Annotated in this window: 12 protein-coding genes; 7 read left to right on the forward strand and 5 right to left on the reverse strand. The window is 74.7% G+C overall.

Features of this window, described 5'->3' with window-relative positions:
- Positions 1-105: 105 nt before the first annotated feature.
- The 4 genes from DVA66_RS06705 to DVA66_RS06720 form a co-directional block, all read right to left on the reverse strand.
- Positions 106-822 carry an alpha/beta fold hydrolase gene (locus DVA66_RS06705; protein WP_114559374.1) on the reverse strand — a complete coding sequence of 239 codons (717 nt, stop codon included), beginning with the start codon at positions 820-822 and terminating at the stop codon, positions 106-108.
- Between the two features lie 96 nt (positions 823-918).
- A complete protein-coding gene (locus tag DVA66_RS06710; protein WP_114559375.1) occupies positions 919-2,370 on the reverse strand; it encodes a S8 family peptidase in 1,452 nt (483 codons plus the stop codon).
- Positions 2,371-2,609: 239 nt separating this feature from the next.
- Entirely contained in the window at positions 2,610-4,928 is a 2,319-nt protein-coding gene (locus tag DVA66_RS06715; protein WP_114559376.1) for a sodium-translocating pyrophosphatase, read from the reverse strand.
- 102 nt (positions 4,929-5,030) lie between these two features.
- A complete protein-coding gene (locus DVA66_RS06720) occupies positions 5,031-5,900 on the reverse strand; it encodes a MurR/RpiR family transcriptional regulator (protein ID WP_114559377.1) in 870 nt (289 codons plus the stop codon).
- Between the two features lie 94 nt (positions 5,901-5,994).
- On the opposite strand from DVA66_RS06720, the gene DVA66_RS06725 reads away from it, so the two are divergent.
- The 7 genes from DVA66_RS06725 to DVA66_RS06755 all read left to right on the forward strand — a co-directional run bounded on the left by DVA66_RS06725 (position 5,995) and on the right by DVA66_RS06755 (position 15,625).
- Positions 5,995-7,521, forward strand: a complete 1,527-nt coding sequence (locus tag DVA66_RS06725; RefSeq protein WP_114559378.1) for an ABC transporter substrate-binding protein — start codon at positions 5,995-5,997, stop codon at positions 7,519-7,521.
- Positions 7,521-8,534: an ABC transporter permease gene (locus tag DVA66_RS06730; protein WP_114559379.1), complete on the forward strand. Its 1,014-nt coding sequence runs from the start codon at positions 7,521-7,523 to the stop codon at positions 8,532-8,534. The genes DVA66_RS06725 and DVA66_RS06730 overlap by 1 nt, the downstream gene beginning before the upstream one ends.
- Positions 8,531-9,406, forward strand: coding sequence for an ABC transporter permease (locus DVA66_RS06735; protein ID WP_198671545.1), 876 nt, complete (start codon positions 8,531-8,533; stop codon positions 9,404-9,406). Before DVA66_RS06730 ends, DVA66_RS06735 begins: the two co-directional genes overlap by 4 nt.
- A complete protein-coding gene (locus DVA66_RS06740; RefSeq protein WP_232821813.1) occupies positions 9,403-10,572 on the forward strand; it encodes an anhydro-N-acetylmuramic acid kinase in 1,170 nt (389 codons plus the stop codon). Before DVA66_RS06735 ends, DVA66_RS06740 begins: the two co-directional genes overlap by 4 nt.
- Entirely contained in the window at positions 10,569-11,618 is a 1,050-nt protein-coding gene (locus DVA66_RS06745) for a serine hydrolase domain-containing protein (RefSeq protein ID WP_114559380.1), read from the forward strand. The genes DVA66_RS06740 and DVA66_RS06745 overlap by 4 nt, the downstream gene beginning before the upstream one ends.
- Positions 11,615-13,207 carry an ABC transporter ATP-binding protein gene (locus DVA66_RS06750; protein WP_114559381.1) on the forward strand — a complete coding sequence of 531 codons (1,593 nt, stop codon included), beginning with the start codon at positions 11,615-11,617 and terminating at the stop codon, positions 13,205-13,207. The genes DVA66_RS06745 and DVA66_RS06750 overlap by 4 nt, the downstream gene beginning before the upstream one ends.
- Before the next feature lie 69 nt (positions 13,208-13,276).
- Positions 13,277-15,625: a DEAD/DEAH box helicase gene (locus DVA66_RS06755; protein ID WP_114559382.1), complete on the forward strand. Its 2,349-nt coding sequence runs from the start codon at positions 13,277-13,279 to the stop codon at positions 15,623-15,625.
- A 46-nt stretch (positions 15,626-15,671) separates the two neighbouring features.
- Here the strand turns inward: DVA66_RS06755 and DVA66_RS06760 are convergent.
- A partial coding sequence (locus tag DVA66_RS06760) for an Rv3654c family TadE-like protein (protein ID WP_198671546.1) occupies positions 15,672-16,093 on the reverse strand: 422 nt, incomplete at its 5' end.

Here is a 16,093-nt window from a genome sequence, read left to right on the forward strand (position 1 = left end):
CGACGACCCGACCGACACCGTCAGCCAGGAGCGTCAGACCATCCCGGTCTGAGCCCCGGCACCCCGACGGCCCGGCACCCAGGCGGGTGCCGGGCCGTCGTCGTCTCAGGCGGGCGGGCGGGCGGCGGCGGCGTCGATGACGTCGGCCAGCTCCCGCGGGCGCGACCACATCGGCCAGTGGCCGGTGGGCAGGTCGACGTAGTCGAGCGCGGTGTGGTCGAGGAGGGCGGCGAGGAAGGGCACGCCCTGGGCGGCGTAGGAGCGGTACTCCTCGCTGCTGAAGGCGGTGCAGACCACCGTGCCGGGCACCGCGAGCCGGGCCGGGTCGCCGACCCGGACCTCGCCCCGCACCGTCCCCGCCGGCTGCGGCACCGCGCGCCGGCGGAACTCCTCCAGCTGCTCGGGCGTGAGGTCGCGCATGCTGCCCCCGGCCAGCTCCTCCTCCCACGCCGCCTCGAGCGGGAAGGTGTCGCCCTCGAGGTCGGGGTTCATCGCGTGGCCGTCGCGGACCGGTCCGGTGTCGACCCAGACGACGTGGTCGACCAGGTCGGGGTGGCGGTCCAGCGCCAGGGTGCCGGGCAGGGCGGCCCCGCTGTGCAGGACGAGCACCCGCCGGTCGGCGTCGCGGTCGAGGGCGGCGGTGATGCACTCGGCGTGGTCGTCCAGCGTCACCTCCGCCGGCGGCCGGACGGGCTCGGCCTCCAGCCCGGGCAGCGTGAGCGCCGTGACGTCGTACCCGCGCTCGCGCAGGTGCGGCAGCACGTCGTCCCAGGCCCAGGCGCCGAGCCAGAAGCCGGGGACGAGCAGGATCTGTGTGGTCATGGTCACATGCTGGCAGCCGCCACCGACAGGAGCGGGTGGGGACGCACGACGGCCCGGCACCTGCGCGGTGCCGGGCCGTCGGAGCCGGGTGCTGCGTCAGCGGCCGTCGCGGACGCCGGTCGCCTCCAGGGCGTCCACCAGGCCCTCGCCGAAGAAGGCGTTGTCGGCGGTGCTGCCGGTGCAGCGGTCGTCGTCGGGGCAGGGCACGTCGTCGGCCTGCCGCTCCAGCAGCCGGATCAGCTGGTGCGGCTTGGCCCTGGGGTGCTCGGCCTTGAGCAGTGCGAGCACACCGGCGGCGTGCGGGGAGGCCATCGAGGTGCCTGACGAGCGCCCGTAGCCACCGGGCACGGTGGACAGGATCGAGCTGCCCGGGGCCGTCACGTCGATGACGCCCTCGCCGTAGTTGGAGAAGCCGGACTTGGCCACGTTCACGTCGTTGGAGGCCACCGTGACCACCCCGTCGAGCTCGGCGGGGATGTCGAGGCAGCCGTTGTGGATGTCCCGCTGCACCGGGGTGGTGTCGTTCGGGCTGGAGCTGTCGGTGGTCTTGTTCGCCAGGTCGACGTTGCTGTTGCCGGCCGCGGCCGCGTGCACGACCCCCTGACGGGTGGAGTAGTCGACGGCCCGGCGGACGGCCTCGACGACCGCGCCCTGGTTCTCGTCGTCGGTGCACCAGAACTGCCACGGGTCGATGTAGTAGCTGTTGTTGGTGACGTCGGCGCCGTGCTCGGCGGCCCAGACGAAGCCGCAGATGGCGTACTCGGGGTAGATGAAGCCGTCGTCGTTGACGACCTTCACCGAGGTGAGCCGGCTGTCCGGCGCGACACCGACGATGCCGACGCCGTTGCGGGCGGCGGCCACGGTGCCGGCCACGTGGGTGCCGTGGCTGCTGGTGGTCGGCAGCCAGGACTCGCGGGTGGTGTCGGGGACACCGGCGTCGATGCAGCTGACGGAGTTCGCGTCGTCGACCTGGGAGGCCAGGTCGGGGTGGGTGTCGTCGATGCCGCTGTCGAGCACCGCCACCGTGACGTCGGCGCTGCCGTCGGAGGCCACGTCGGCCCCGATCTGGGCCATGTCCCACTGCTCGCCCTCGAGCGGGTCGGCGGCCTCGGCCTCGACCAGGACGCCCTGGCGCTCCTCGAAGGTCTGGTCGACCTGCCGGGTGCGCATCCGCTGCGCGGCCTCGGCGGCGCGCTCCTTGACCGCGGCGGTCCGGGTGGCGCCGACCGACTCGACCGCCCCGCCGAGGCGTCCGCGGGTGACGTCGGTGGCGAAGCTGTCGGAGGTGGAGTGCACCACGAGGACGCCGATCTGCGGCCAGGCCTGGACGACCTCGCCGTCGGCGGCCTCGACCGCCTGCTCGGCGCGCTCCAGCTGGGTGGCGCTGGGACGGGTGTTGACGACGTAGCTCATCAGCTCACCGTCGGCGGCGGTGGCGGTGGGGGCGGCGAGCCCAGCACCGAGCAGCGCGGTGACGCCGAGGCAGGCGGTGAGGGCGGGAGGCACGCGGCGGAGCCGGCGGTGGCCGTCCGGAGGGGTCGGTGGCATGGGGTCTCCTCGGGGTTCGGCCGGGCGGGGGTGGCGTCACGGCGTCGTGGCGTCTCCGCCCGGGGAGTGGGATCAACCTAGGCCCCGCACCCCGCCGGCCGCCACCACCGCCCGGCCACCGTCACACCCGGCCCACGCCTCCCCTGACGCGGTTCGAGGTGATACCGCGCTCCTCGGAGCGCGATATCACCTCGAACCAGCGGAAGGGGGGTGCGGCGGGTGCCCGCGGGGGCGGCGGGTCAGCGCCTCGGGGCGGTGTCGGCCTCGGCGGGGTCGCTGGCGCGCTCGCCGGTCGGGTCCGGCTCCTGGGCGCCCGTCTCCATGGTGTTGCCGCGCCGGGTGCTGACCACGACCGCGGCCACCACCACCGCCAGGGCGACCGCGGCGATGACGAAGCGCACCGGGGAGTCGTCGCCCAGGGTGGACATGCCCACCACCGCCGGGGCGATCAGCACGGCCACCAGGTTCATCACCTTGATCAGCGGGTTGATCGCGGGGCCGGCGGTGTCCTTGAACGGGTCGCCGACGGTGTCGCCGATCACGGTGGCGGCGTGGGCGTCGGAGCCCTTGCCGCCGTGGTTGCCGTCCTCGACGAGCTTCTTCGCGTTGTCCCAGGCGCCGCCGGAGTTGGCCAGGAAGACCGCCATCAGCGTGCCGCAGGCGATCGCGCCGGCCAGGTAGCCCGCCAGCGCCGGGGCACCGAGGCCGAAGCCCACCGCGACCGGGGCGAACACCGCCAGCAGACCCGGGGTGGCCAGCTCGCGCAGCGAGTCGCGGGTGACGATGTCGACCACCCGGCCGTACTCGGGACGGGCGGTGCCCTGCATGATCCCGGGGATCTCACGGAACTGGCGGCGCACCTCGAAGACCACCGCACCGGCCGCGCGTCCCACCGCGCTGATCGCCAGCCCGGAGAAGAGGAACACCACGGCCGCACCGGCCACGATGCCGACCAGGGTGGCCGGCGCGTAGACCACCGAGGCGTCCACGAAGCGCTGGTAGCCCTCGTCGCCCAGCACACTGGCGACCGCGTCGGTGAAGGAGCCGAAGAGGGCGGTGGCGGCCAGCACCGCGGTGGCGATGGCGATGCCCTTGGTGATGGCCTTGGTGGTGTTGCCGACGGCGTCCAGCTCGGTGAGCACCTGGGCGGCCTCGCCGTCGACGTCGCCCGACATCTCCGCGATGCCCTGGGCGTTGTCCGAGACGGGGCCGAAGGTGTCCATCGCGACGATGACGCCGACGGTGGTGAGCAGGCCGCAGCCGGCCAGCGCGATCGCGAACAGCCCGATCACGCCGCCGCCGCCGAGGGCGAAGGCGCCGAGCACGGCGGCCGCGATCACCAGCGCGGTGTAGACCGCCGACTCCAGGCCCAGCGAGATGCCGGAGAGGATGACGGTGGCGGGGCCGGTGAGCGAGGTGCGCCCGACCTCGCGGACCGGACGGTCCTCGGTGCCGGTGTAGTGCCCGGTCAGGGTGAGGATGACCATCGCCAGCACGATGCCGACCAGCACCGAGCCGATGGCCACGATCCGCGGGTCGTCGACCAGGCCGGTGAACTCGGCCTCGGTACCGAGGGCGGCGAAGCTGTCCGGCAGGTAGACGAAGGCCGCGACCGCGCAGAGCACGGCCGAGATGGCGGCGCTGACGTAGAAGGAGCGGTTGATGGTGCGCAGACCGTTCTCCCCGGTCCGCGGCCGGGTGAGGAAGACGCCGATGATGGCGGTGACCACGCCGATGGCCGGCACGATCAGCGGGAAGACCAGCCCCGCCTCGCCGAAGGCGGCGCGGCCGAGGATGAGCGAGGCGACCAGCATCACCGCGTAGGACTCGAACAGGTCGGCGGCCATGCCCGCGCAGTCGCCGACGTTGTCGCCCACGTTGTCGGCGATGGTGGCGGCGTTGCGGGGGTCGTCCTCGGGGATGTTCTGCTCGACCTTGCCGACCAGGTCGGCGCCGACGTCGGCGGCCTTGGTGAAGATGCCACCGCCGACCCGCATGAACATGGCCAGCATGGCCGCGCCGAAGCCGAAGCCCTCGAGGATGGTCGGGGCGTCCCCGCGGAAGATCAGCACCACCGCGGCGGCCCCGAGCAGGCCGAAGCCGACCGTGGCCATGCCGACGCTGGCGCCGGTGCGGAAGGCGATCCGCATCGCCGGCTCCCGGCCGGTGTCACGGGCCGCGGCGGCCACGCGGACGTTGGCGCGGACGGCCAGCCACATGCCGAGGTAGCCGATCAGCGCGGAGAACCCGGCGCCGACGACGAAGGCGACCGACCGCGCACCACGCAGCAGCCACTCGTTGCCCTCGCCGTGCGCGGGCAGCGCCAGCAGCAGGACGAAGGCCACCACGGCGAAGATCCCGAGGGTGCGGAACTGGCGTCCCAGGAAGGCCGCGGCGCCCTCCTGCACGGCCACCGCGATCCGCTTCATGTTCTCGGTGCCCTCGGCGGCCTGCAGCACCTCCCGGCGGAAGACCAGTGACATCGCGATGGCGATCAGGGCGATGGCCCCGACGACCGCGACGATCGTCAGGTTGGACCCGGCGAGGGTGATGGGCATACGACGTCTCCTGCGAGCGTGTTCGGCGGTGAACGGGCTGGGGAGATATAACCACACAGGCACTGGTCTGGGTCGGCAGGGACGGCTCGGCGGCCGGACGGTTCAGCGCACCCGGCGCGCCCCGACCACGGCGTAGGTGCGGGCCAGCAGCTCGAGGGAGGCCTCGTGGTGCAGCCGGGCCACCCCGATGAACAGGCAGTCCACCACCATCAGCTGGGCGATCCGCGAGCCCATCGCCCCGGCCCGGTACTCGGTCTCCCGGGCGGCGGTGAGCAGCACCACGTCGGCCTCCCGGGCGAGCGGGGAGCCGGCCGAGGAGGTGATCGCCAGCGTGGTGGCGCCGCCGGCGCGGGCGTGCTGGAGGTAGCTGATCGCCTCCGGGGTCCGGCCGGAGTGCGAGACCGCGCAGGCCAGCGCGGAGTCGTCCAGGGTGGCCGCGCTGGTCCAGGCCATGTGCGGGTCGGTCCAGACCAGGGCGGTGCGGCCGATCCGGGTGAGCTTCTGGTGCAGGTCGAGGGCGGCCAGCGAGCTCGCGCCGACCCCGAACACGTCGACCCGGCGTGCCACGGCGACCGCGTCGACCGCCCGCTCCAGCGCCTCGACGTCGAGGGCGAGCGCGGTGTCGACGAGGGAGGCCGCCTCGGCGCGGGAGACCTTCTGCACCACCGCGGCGAGCGGGTCGCCCGGTTCGATGGCCTCCCCCAGCGAGGACCGCCCCTCGCTGAGGGCCGAGGCGTGGTCGGCACCCAGCGCGAGCTGGAAGTCCTTGCTGCGCCGGTAACCGATCCGCTGGCAGAGCCGGACCACCGAGGCCGTCGAGGTGCCGGCTGCCCGGGCCAGCTCGACCACGGTGGCCCGGGCGGCGGCCGGCGGGTCGGCGAGGACGAGGTCGGCCACCCGGCGCTCGGCGGCGGGCAGCCCCGCCAGCGCCGAACGCAGCCGGACCAGCACCGGCGGCTCGCGACCGGTCACCTCGGCACCTCCTCAACCGCTGGGTGAACGACGTTTACACATCCTGATGCCGATCCGTACGATCGGTTCACCGACTGACGACGAGGAGTCTCGCATGCGGATCCGGCTGGCCCTACCCGTCCTGATCGCCGGTCTGGTGGTGGCCGGCTGCACGCCGACCGCGAGCCAGGTCGACGGCCCGTCCGAGCAGCAGGGGGCGGGTGCCCTGGTGGTGGGCGTGACCAGCGACCCGGACACGCTGCTGCCCTGGACCGCCACCCAGTTCCAGGCCGTCAACGTGCTGCAGAACGTCTACGGCACCCTGACCGAGTTCGACAGCGACCTCGAGGTCGTCCCGGGGCTGGCGGAGTCGTGGGAGACCAGTGAGGACGGCACCACCCTCACCCTCACGCTGCGCGAGGGCGTCACCTTCCACGACGGCAGCACCTTCGACAGCGAGGACGTCGTGCACTCGCTGGAGGCCATCCAGGCCGAGGAGACCGCCGCGGTGGCCCGCACGAGCCTCGCCTCGGTGACCGGGATCACCGCCGTCGACCCCAGCACCGTCGAGCTCAGCCTCAGCACCCCCGACGCCGGCCTGCCGTCCAACCTGGCCTCGATCAACATGGCCATCCTCTCCAGCCAGGACGAGACCAGCGCCCTGGAGACCGCACCGAACGGCACCGGCCCCTTCACCTTCACCGACCGCACCCCCAGCCAGTCGCTCAGCCTCCAGCGCTTCGACGGCTACTGGGGCGAGGCCGCCCTGGTCGAGGGCGTGGAGTTCCGGGTGATCCCCGACGAGACCTCGATCCTGGCCGCCATGCAGTCGGGCAACGTGCAGCTGTCGGTGCTCGACGACCCGCTGGTGGCCCAGAGCGCCGGCGCCGGCATCACCATCGAGCGCACCCCGCAGCTGAGCTACCACGCGCTGCAGCTCAACACCCGCCGCGGCGCCCTGACCGACCAGAACGTGCGGCTGGCGATGCAGTGCGCGATCGACCGCCAGGTGGTCCTCGACACCGCCGCACTGGGTGAGGGCGAGGTGACCGGGCCGATCACCAGCCCGGCCTACCGCAGCGACCCCGCCGACCGGCCCTGCCCGACCCGCGACCTGGACCGGGCCCGGGAGTACCTGGCCGCCGCCGGCGAGGCCGACGGCGTGACCATCACCGCGATCGTCTCCCAGGGCGAGTACGCCACCAGCGTGAACGAGGCGCAGGCGCTGCAGGCCCAGCTGGCCGAGGCCGACATCACCCTGGAGCTGGAGACGCTGGAGTCCGGCGCCTACGTGGACCGCTGGGTGGCCGCCGACTTCGAGGCCGCCGTCGCCCTGAACGGCGGACGTCCCGACCCCGACGGCATGTACGGGCGCTACTTCACCTCCGAGGGCAACCTCAACGAGGTGGCCGGCTACTCCTCGCCGCGGCTGGACGAGCTGTTCGCCATGGGCCGCGCCGAGACCGACGAGAACGCCCGCCGCGAGATCTACGCCGAGATCTCCGGCGAGCTGGAGGCCCAGGCCGCCTGGATCTGGCTGTTCACCGGCTACACCTACACCGCCACCACCGAGGGCGTGAGCGGGTTCGTCCCGCTGGCCAACGGCTCGCTGCAGAACCTGCGGCTGGTCTCGGTCTCCTGATGGCCGACCCCTCCCCGCGGTCGCCGCGGCGGCTGCGACCGCTGCGCGCCGGGCTGCTGGGCCACCCGGTGGTCAGCCGGCTGCTCGGCGCGGTGGCCACGCTGCTCGGGGTGGCGGTGCTGGTCTTCGTCCTGCTGCGGCTCGTCCCGGGCGACCAGATCACCGCCAACCTCGGCACCGAGGCGGCGGCGCTGACCCCGGCCCAACGGCAGGCGCTGGAGGCCTACTACGGCCTGGACCGCCCACCGCTGGAGCAGTTCCTCGGCTGGCTCGGCTCGGTGCTGACGGGCAACCTCGGCTGGTCGGGGCGGGCGCAGGTCAGCGTCCTCGACCTCACGCTGCAGGCGTTGCCGATCACCGTCGAGCTGGCCGTGCTGGCGATCGCGCTGTCGGTGCTGGTCGGCGTCCCGCTGGGGATGCTGGCGGCCCGGCGGCCCAACGGCGTCCCGGACACCCTCGGCCAGGGCGCCAGCCTGCTGGGGCTGTCGCTGCCGGCCTTCCTCATCGGCACCGTGCTGCTGTCGGTGCTCTCCTACCGGTTCGGGTTCAACCCCAACGGGCAGGCCTTCGCCGGGCTCTTCGACGACCCGGTGCGCAACCTGCAGCAGATGCTGCTGCCCGCCGTCACCCTGGCGATCGGCATCTCCGCGCCGATCATCCGCACCACCCGGGCGGCCGTGCTGGAGGTGCGCGGGCTCGACTTCGTCCGCACCGCGCGGGCCAAGGGGGTCGGGGAGCGGCGGCTGCAGGTCCGCCACGTGCTGCGCAACGCCCTGGTGCCGATCGTCACCATGACCGGCCTGCAGCTGGGCTACCTGCTGGGTGGGGCGATCGTGGTGGAGCAGATCTTCTCCGTGCCCGGGATCGGCCGGCAGGTGCTGCTGGGCATCCAGCAGAAGGAGTACGCCCTGGTGCAGTCGACCGTGCTGGTGATCGCGCTGTGCTTCGTGCTGGTCAACCTGCTCACCGACCTGCTGTACCGGCTGATCGACCCGAGGGTGAGGTTGTCGTGAGCGTCGAGGTGGTCCCCGACCTGCCGGTCGGGCTGCGCCGGCAGGGCGTCACCGGCCGGGTGCTGCGGCGTCCCGCCGGAGCGGTCGGCGCGGCCCTGCTGGTGCTGCTGGCGCTGGCGGCGCTGGCCCAGTCGCTCGGCCTGCTGGCCTTCGACCCGGCGGTGCAGGACCCGCCGAGCCGGCTGCAGGGCCCGAGCGCGGTGCACTGGTTCGGCACCGACCAGTTCGGCCGCGACCTGCTCGCCCGGGTGCTCAGCGCGGTCGCCAACTCGCTGCGGGTGGCGGTCGTCGCGGTGCTGATCTCCGCGGTGGTCGGGACGGCGCTCGGACTGCTGGCCGGCTACTTCGGACGCGGCTCCGACCTGGCCATCTCCGGGGTCACCAACGTCCTCTTCGCGTTCCCGCCGATGCTGCTGGCGCTGGCCCTGACCTCGGTGCTGGCCCGGAACTGGTTCACCGTGGCGGTGGCGATCGCCGTGGTCTACGTGCCGATCTTCGTGCGCACCACCCGCGGCGCGACGCTGTCGGTGCGCCAGGTCGACTTCGTCCGGGCCGCCGTCTCCACCGGGCAGCACCCGCTGGCCACGGTGGTCCGCCACGTGCTGCCCAACGTCGCCGGCCACGTCGTGGTGGTGGTCGCGCTGGCGCTGTCCTGGGCGGTGCTCACCGAGGCGGCGCTGTCCTTCCTCGGGCTGGGCACCCCGCCACCGGCGGCGAGCCTGGGCAGCCTCATCCTCGACGCCCGGACCACGGTGTTCGTGGCCTGGTGGACGATGCTCTTCCCCGGCGTGCTGGTGGTGCTGCTGGTGATCGCGTTCAACCTGCTGGGTGACGCGCTGCGCGACGCCCTCGACCCGAGGGGACGCCGGTGAGCGCGGTGCGGGTGCTGGGGATGATCTCGGGCACCTCCCACGACGGGATCGACTGCGCGCTGGTCGACCTCGAGCAGCACGGGGAGGAGCTGCGGGCCCGCTGGGTCGGACGGGCCTCGGTGCCCTACTCCCCCGCCCTGCGGAGCCGGTTGCGCGCCGTGCTGCCGCCGGCGTCCACCACGCTGGCCGAGGTGACCGAGCTCGACACGCTGATCGGCCAGGAGTTCGCCGCGGCCGCCGAGCAGGTGGTCGCGGGTGCGGGGGTCGACCTGGTGGTGAGCCACGGCCAGACCGTCTTCCACTGGGTCGAGGACGGGCTCGCCCGCGGGACCCTGCAGCTGGGCCAGGCCGCCTTCATCGCCGAGCGGGTGGGTGCCCCGGTGGTCGCCGACGTGCGGGTCGCCGACATCGCCGCCGGCGGCCAGGGGGCGCCGCTGGTGCCGCTGCTGGACGAGCTGCTGCTCGGCGGTGACGAGCCCACGGTCGCGCTCAACCTCGGCGGGATCGCCAACCTGACGGTGCTCTCGCCCGGTGCGCGCATCCTCGCCTACGACGTCGGCCCGGCGAATGCGCTGGTGGACGCGGTGGTGGCCGAGCACGACCTCGACCCGGCGGGTTACGACACGGCCGGACGGGTCGCCGCCGCCGGCCGGGTGCACGAGGGCCTGCTGGACCACCTGCTCGCCGAGCCCTACTACGCGCTGCCGGCGCCGAAGTCCACCGGCAAGGAGCTGTTCCACGGCCGCTACGTCGCCGACGCGGTGTCGGCCGCCGCACCGGACATCGAGCCGGGCGACCTGGTCGCCACGCTGACCGAGCTGACCGCGCGGACGGTGGCCGACGCCGTCCGCTCCTCCGGGGCCCGGCGGGTGGTCGCGGCGGGCGGCGGCTGCCGCAACGAGCACCTGATGGGCCGGCTGGCCGCCCTGCTGCCCGGGGTGGCGCTGGTCGGCACCGACGAGCTCGGGGTGCCGGCCGACCTCAAGGAGGCGTTGGCCTTCGCGGTGATCGGGTGGTTCTCGCTGCACCGGCTGCCGGCGGCGGTGCCGGGCGCCACCGGGGCGCGGGAGGCCCGGGTGCTCGGGGCGGTGCACCAGGGGCCGCACGGGCTGGAGCTGCCGCCCCGTCCTGACGTCCGACCGGTGCGGCTGCGGGTGGTGGCGTGAGCAGCGCCTCCGCGCTCGCGGCCGGCTTGGCCGGGTGGTGTCGCGGGGCCGTGGTCGGGGTGCTCCGCGGCGGGGTGGAGGAGGTGGGCGTGTGGGGCGAGCGCGTCCCCGGCGAGCCGGTCGGGCCCGAGGCGGTGTTCGACCTGGCCAGCGTGACCAAGCTGGCCACCACCGTCGCCACCGGGCGCGCCGTCGCCGAGGGGCGGCTGCAGCTGGGCAGCACGGTGGGCGAGCTGCTCGAGGACGCCGGCCTCGGCCCGCTCGGTGCGGTGACGGTGGAGCAGCTGCTGCGGCACCGCTCCGGGCTCGCGCCGTGGGCCCCGCTGTACCTGCTGGCCGACGACCCCGCCGGTGCCGTCGACTGGATCCTGCGCCACGGCCTGCGCGGCCGTCCCGGGGACGCGTTCGTCTACTCCGACCTCGGCATGGTCCTGCTGGGTGAGCTGCTGGTGCGGCGGACCGGCACCCCGCTGCCCGCCCTGCTCGAGCAGGCCGTCGCGGAGCTGGCCGGACGTCCGGTGCTGCGCGCCGGCGGGGCCGACCCGGCGCTGGCCGTGGCCAGCGACGAGGGGGACGCCGTCGAGCGCCGGATGGTGGACACCGGGGAGCCGCACCCGGTGCCGTCCGGGCTGGACGTCGACTCCTTCGCCTGGCGCACCCGGCTGCTGGTGGGCGAGACCGACGACGGGAACGCCTACCACGCCTTCGGCGGGGTGGCCGGGCACGCCGGCGGGTTCGCCAGCGTGCCGGGGCTGCTGGCCTGGGGTGACGGGATCGTGCGGGCGTGGCACGGGGCGGACGGACCGGCGGCCCACGGCGTGCGGGCGCTGCTGTCGGCGCCGGCGGTGGACGGCCAGGGGCTGGGATTCCGCCACCGCGACGTGGGCACGCCGCTGTTCTGGCACCCCGGGTTCACCGGGACCGCGCTGGCCGTGCTGCCCGAGCGCAGGCTGGTGCTGGCCCTGGGGGCGTCCCGGTTGCTGGTGCCCGAGCCGGTGCCGACCACCGAGCTGTTCGACCACGTCCTGAGGGAGCTGCTGCGATGACCACCGTGCTCGAGGTCGCCGACCTGTCGGTCGTGTTCGACACCGCCGGCGGACCGGTGGAGGCCGTCCGGGAGGTGTCGTTCGAGATCGCGGCCGGGGAGACGGTGGCTCTCGTCGGGGAGTCCGGGTCGGGCAAGTCGACCACCGCGAGCGCGGTGAACCGGCTGCTGGCCGACAACGCCCGGATCACCGCGGGCCGGGTGCTGTTCGACGGCGTCGACCTGGTGGGCGCCGACGAGCGCACGCTGCGAGGGGTGCGGGGGGCCGGCATCGGGCTGGTCCCGCAGGACCCGATGTCGAACCTCAACCCGATGATGCGGGTGGGCGAGCAGATCGCCGAGGCGCTGGAGGTGCACGACCTGCCCAGCGGCCCCGGACGGGTGGTCGAGCTGCTCGAGCTGGTCGGCATCCCCGACGCGCCCGCCCGCGCCCGGCAGTACCCGCACGAGTTCTCCGGCGGTATGCGGCAGCGGGTGCTGATCGCGATGGGGCTGGCCTGCCGGCCGCGGCTGGTGATCGCCGACGAGCCGACCAGCGCCCTCGACGTCACGGTGCAGCGACGGGTGCTGGACGAGCTGGACCGGCTGACCGGCACCACCGGGTCAGCCGTGCTGCTCATCACCCACGACCTGGCGCTGGCCGCCGAACGCGCCGACCGGGTGCTGGTGATGCAGCGCGGGCGGGTGGTGGAGTCGGGCACCGCGACCGACATCCTCAGCCGGCCCGAGCACCCCTACTCGCAGACCCTGCTGGCCGCCGTGCCGGGTCTGGCCGACCCGCTGGAGCGCGGCCCGGTGCCGGGCGGACCGCCGCTGCTGGAGCTGCGCGGCGTGCGCAAGACCTACCCGCTGCGCCGGCCCACCGAGGACGGTCGGCAGACGGTGACGGCGGTGGACGACGTGTCGCTGACCATCCCGCGCGGGGCCACCGTGGCCGTCGTCGGCGAGTCCGGCTCGGGCAAGACCACCACCGCCAACCTGGTGCTCGGGCTCGAGGCCCCCGACGCCGGCGAGGTGCTCTTCGACGGTGTGCCGCGGGGCACCCGGCGGCGCGAGCTGGTGGCCTTCCGGCGCCGCGTGCAGCCGGTGTTCCAGAACCCCTACGCCTCGCTCGACCCGCGCTACCCGGTGGGGCGCAGCATCGCCGAGCCGCTGCAGGTGCACCGGGTGGGCACCGCGGCCGAGCGCCGGGCGCGGGTGCACGAGCTGCTGGAGCAGGTGGCGCTGCCCGGCGCGGTGGCCGAACGCTACCCGCACGAGCTCTCCGGCGGGCAGCGCCAGCGGGTGGCGATCGCCCGGGCGCTCGCGCTGCGTCCGGAGCTGGTGGTGCTGGACGAGGCGGTGAGCGCCCTCGACGTGGTGGTGCAGAAGCAGATCCTCGACCTGCTGGCCGACCTGCAGCGCGAGCTGGGGCTGTCCTACCTGTTCATCAGCCACGACCTGGCGGTGGTGCGGCTGATCTCCGACGTGGTGCACGTGATGCGGCGCGGGCAGGTGGTGGAGTCCGGCCCGCCGGAGCGGCTGTTCGCCGAGCCCGCCCACGAGTACACCCGCGAGCTGCTGGCCGCCATCCCACGACCGGCGGCCTGAGCTGGGCGCTCCACCGGCGTCGGCGGTTCCGGCGCGGATCCGTCGGGCCCGCGTGCCACGCTGTCTGCGATGACGACGACCGACCCCGCTCCGCCGACCGCGGACACCGCCTCCGAGCACCGCTGCGTGCGGCCGCCCCGGCCGCCGGTCAGCGCCGACTGGCCGGAGTGGCTGCCCGAGGCGGCGGTGGACGCGCTGGCCGGCTGCGGGATCGAGCGGCCCTGGCGGCACCAGGTGCAGGCGGCGGAGTCGGTGCGGGCCGGGCGGCACACGGTGCTCACCACCGGGACGGCCTCGGGCAAGTCGCTGGCCTACCTGATGCCGCTGCTCGCCGAGGCCCTCGCCCCGGTGGACGCGCGCCGCGCCGGGAGCCGGCCGGCACCGGGTGGGGGACGTCCGGGCAGCGTCCGGCAGGCGTCGGTGGCCGACCTCGTCCGCGGGCTGCGGGCGCCGACCGCGCTCTACCTCTCCCCCACCAAGGCGCTGGCCCACGACCAGCTGCGTTCCTGCACCGCGCTGCGGCTGCCCGACTGGCGGGTCGGCGCGCTGGACGGCGACAGCTCCGAGGTCGAGCGGCGCTTCGCCCGCGAGCACGCCTCGCTGGTGCTGACCAACCCCGACATGCTGCACCGCTCGGTGCTGCCCCAGCACGCCCGGTGGTCGCGGCTGCTCGGGTCGCTCACCCACGTGGTGGTGGACGAGTGCCACCGCTACCGCGGGGTCTTCGGCGCCCACGTCAGCGCGGTGCTGCGGCGGCTGCGCCGGCTGTGCCACTCCTACGGCGCCGACCCGGTGTTCGTGCTGGCCTCGGCGACCACCGCCGAGGTGGCCGCGTCGGCGTCCCGGCTGATCGGGGTGGAGCCGGCGGAGGTGGTGGTCGTCGACGAGGACTGCTCGCCCCGGGCCGAGGTGACCATCCGGCTGCGCCAGCCCGAGCAGGGCATCGAGGAGGCTGCGTCCCGGGCCCTGGTCGACCACGTCAGCCGCGGGGAGCAGGCGCTGGCCTTCATCGGCTCCCGGCTGCGCAGCGAGCTGGTGGCGCTGTCGGCGCAGAGCCGGCTGTCGGAGCTGGGGCTGCAGACCGCCGCGGCCGACGGGCTGCCGCTGGTGGAGGCCTACCGCAGCGGCTACCTCGCCCGCGAGCGGCGCAGCATCGAGGCCCGGCTGCAGGACGGCTCGGTGCGCGGGGTGGCGGCCACCAACGCGCTGGAGCTCGGCATCGACGTCGCTGGCTTGGACGCGGTGGTGATCGGCGGCTTCCCCGGCACCATGGCGGCGTTCTGGCAGCAGGCCGGACGGGCCGGACGTCGCGGCGGCTCGGCCGAGGTGACGATGCTGACCCGCGACGACCCGCTCGACCTCTACTACTTCGACCACCCCGAGCTCGTCTTCTCCGGACGGGTCGAGGCCTGCGTGCTGCACCCGCAGAACCCCTACGTGCTCGGCCCGCACCTGGCCGCAGCGGCCCAGGAGATGCCGCTGCAGGCCGACGACGTGCGCTGGTTCGGCCCGCAGATGGTGGCCGTCGCGGACCGGCTCGCCGCCCAGGGGGTGCTGCGCCGGCGCGCCCGCGGCTGGTTCTGGACCCGGCCCGACCGGGCGGTCGACGCGATCGACCTGCGCAGCGCCGGTGGACGCCCGGTGGAGATCCTGGAGGCCGGCACCGGCCGGGTGGTCGGTCAGGCCGACCCGCAGACGGCCGACCGCAGCGTGCACGAGGGTGCGGTCTACCTGCACCGCGGCGAGCTGTGGCTGGTCGAGCGCTACGACCCCGAGGCCGGTGAGTGCACCGCCCGGGTCGCCGACGTGCCCTACCGCACCTCGGCCCAGTCGGTCAGCGACGTGCGGGTGCTGGGCCGCCGCCGCTCCAGCCGCCTGCCCCGCGCCGACGTCTTCCTCGGCGACGTCGAGGTGACCTCCCAGGTGACCGGCTACCTGCGCCGCGACGCCCTCACCGGCACCGTCTGGGACTCCACCCCGCTCGACCTGCCGCGCCGGGTGCTGCAGACCCAGTCGATGTGGCTGACCGTCGACGAGACGTTGCTCGCCGAGCTGGGGCTGAGCCAGCAGGCGCTGGCCGGGGCGGCCCACGGCGCCGAGCACTGTGCGATCGGGCTGCTGCCCGCCTTCGCCCCGTGCGACCGGTGGGACATCGGCGGGCTGTCCACGGTGCTGCACCCCGACACCGACGCCTGCACGATCTTCGTCCACGACGGCCACCCCGGCGGCGCCGGGTTCGCCGAGCGTGCCTTCGAGGAGGTCGAGCGCTGGCTGACCGCCACCTGGGAGCGGCTGCGGCTCTGCCGGTGCGGGACCGGCTGCCCGGCCTGCGTGGTCTCGCCCAAGTGCGGCAACCAGAACCAGGTGCTGGACAAGCCGGCCGCCACCGCGCTGCTCGCCGGCGTCCTCGGGCGTTGAGGTCGCCGGCCCGGCCCGCCGGCACGTCACGTCACGTCACGTCAGATCATCGGCCGGCGAGCTCGGAGCTGCCGGCATGGGCCACGGCCCGCAGCTCGAGGGCGCGGCCGCCCACCTCGAGCCCGATCGGCTGGGCCACCTCGGCGGTGACGACGAACTGCCACTCGTCGCCCGCCACCTCGCAGTCGAGCACCCTGGCCCCGTTCTGCCGCGCCGTCTGCTCTGCCGCGGTGCAGGCGTCCCCACCCTCGCGCACCGCCCGGGCGCCGGCCAGGGCCGCCAGGTCGGCGTGGTCCCGCGTCACCGCGGTGGCCAGCACCGCGGCGCCCACCCCGACCACGACACCGCCGACCAGGAGCACCACCGCCAGCACCGCCACCGTCAACCCGGTCCCGCCGCCGCGTTCGTCGTGCGGTTGCCCAGCGGAGGAGGCCCGGCCCGCGGCGCGGACCGGGAGGACCGGCCGGC

Origin of the sequence: Desertihabitans aurantiacus, assembly GCF_003344635.1 — a bacterium.
Lineage (GTDB): Bacteria > Actinomycetota > Actinomycetes > Propionibacteriales > Propionibacteriaceae > Desertihabitans > Desertihabitans aurantiacus.

Coding starts and splice junctions, on each gene's coding strand:
- DVA66_RS06755 (WP_114559382.1), top strand. CDS start 13,277: ATGACGACGACCGACCCCGCTCCGCCGACCGCGGACACCGCCTCCGAG.
- DVA66_RS06715 (WP_114559376.1), bottom strand. CDS start 4,928: ATGCCCATCACCCTCGCCGGGTCCAACCTGACGATCGTCGCGGTCGTC.
- DVA66_RS06705 (WP_114559374.1), bottom strand. CDS start 822: ATGACCACACAGATCCTGCTCGTCCCCGGCTTCTGGCTCGGCGCCTGG.
- DVA66_RS06730 (WP_114559379.1), top strand. CDS start 7,521: ATGGCCGACCCCTCCCCGCGGTCGCCGCGGCGGCTGCGACCGCTGCGC.
- DVA66_RS06750 (WP_114559381.1), top strand. CDS start 11,615: ATGACCACCGTGCTCGAGGTCGCCGACCTGTCGGTCGTGTTCGACACC.
- DVA66_RS06725 (WP_114559378.1), top strand. CDS start 5,995: ATGCGGATCCGGCTGGCCCTACCCGTCCTGATCGCCGGTCTGGTGGTG.
- DVA66_RS06710 (WP_114559375.1), bottom strand. CDS start 2,370: ATGCCACCGACCCCTCCGGACGGCCACCGCCGGCTCCGCCGCGTGCCT.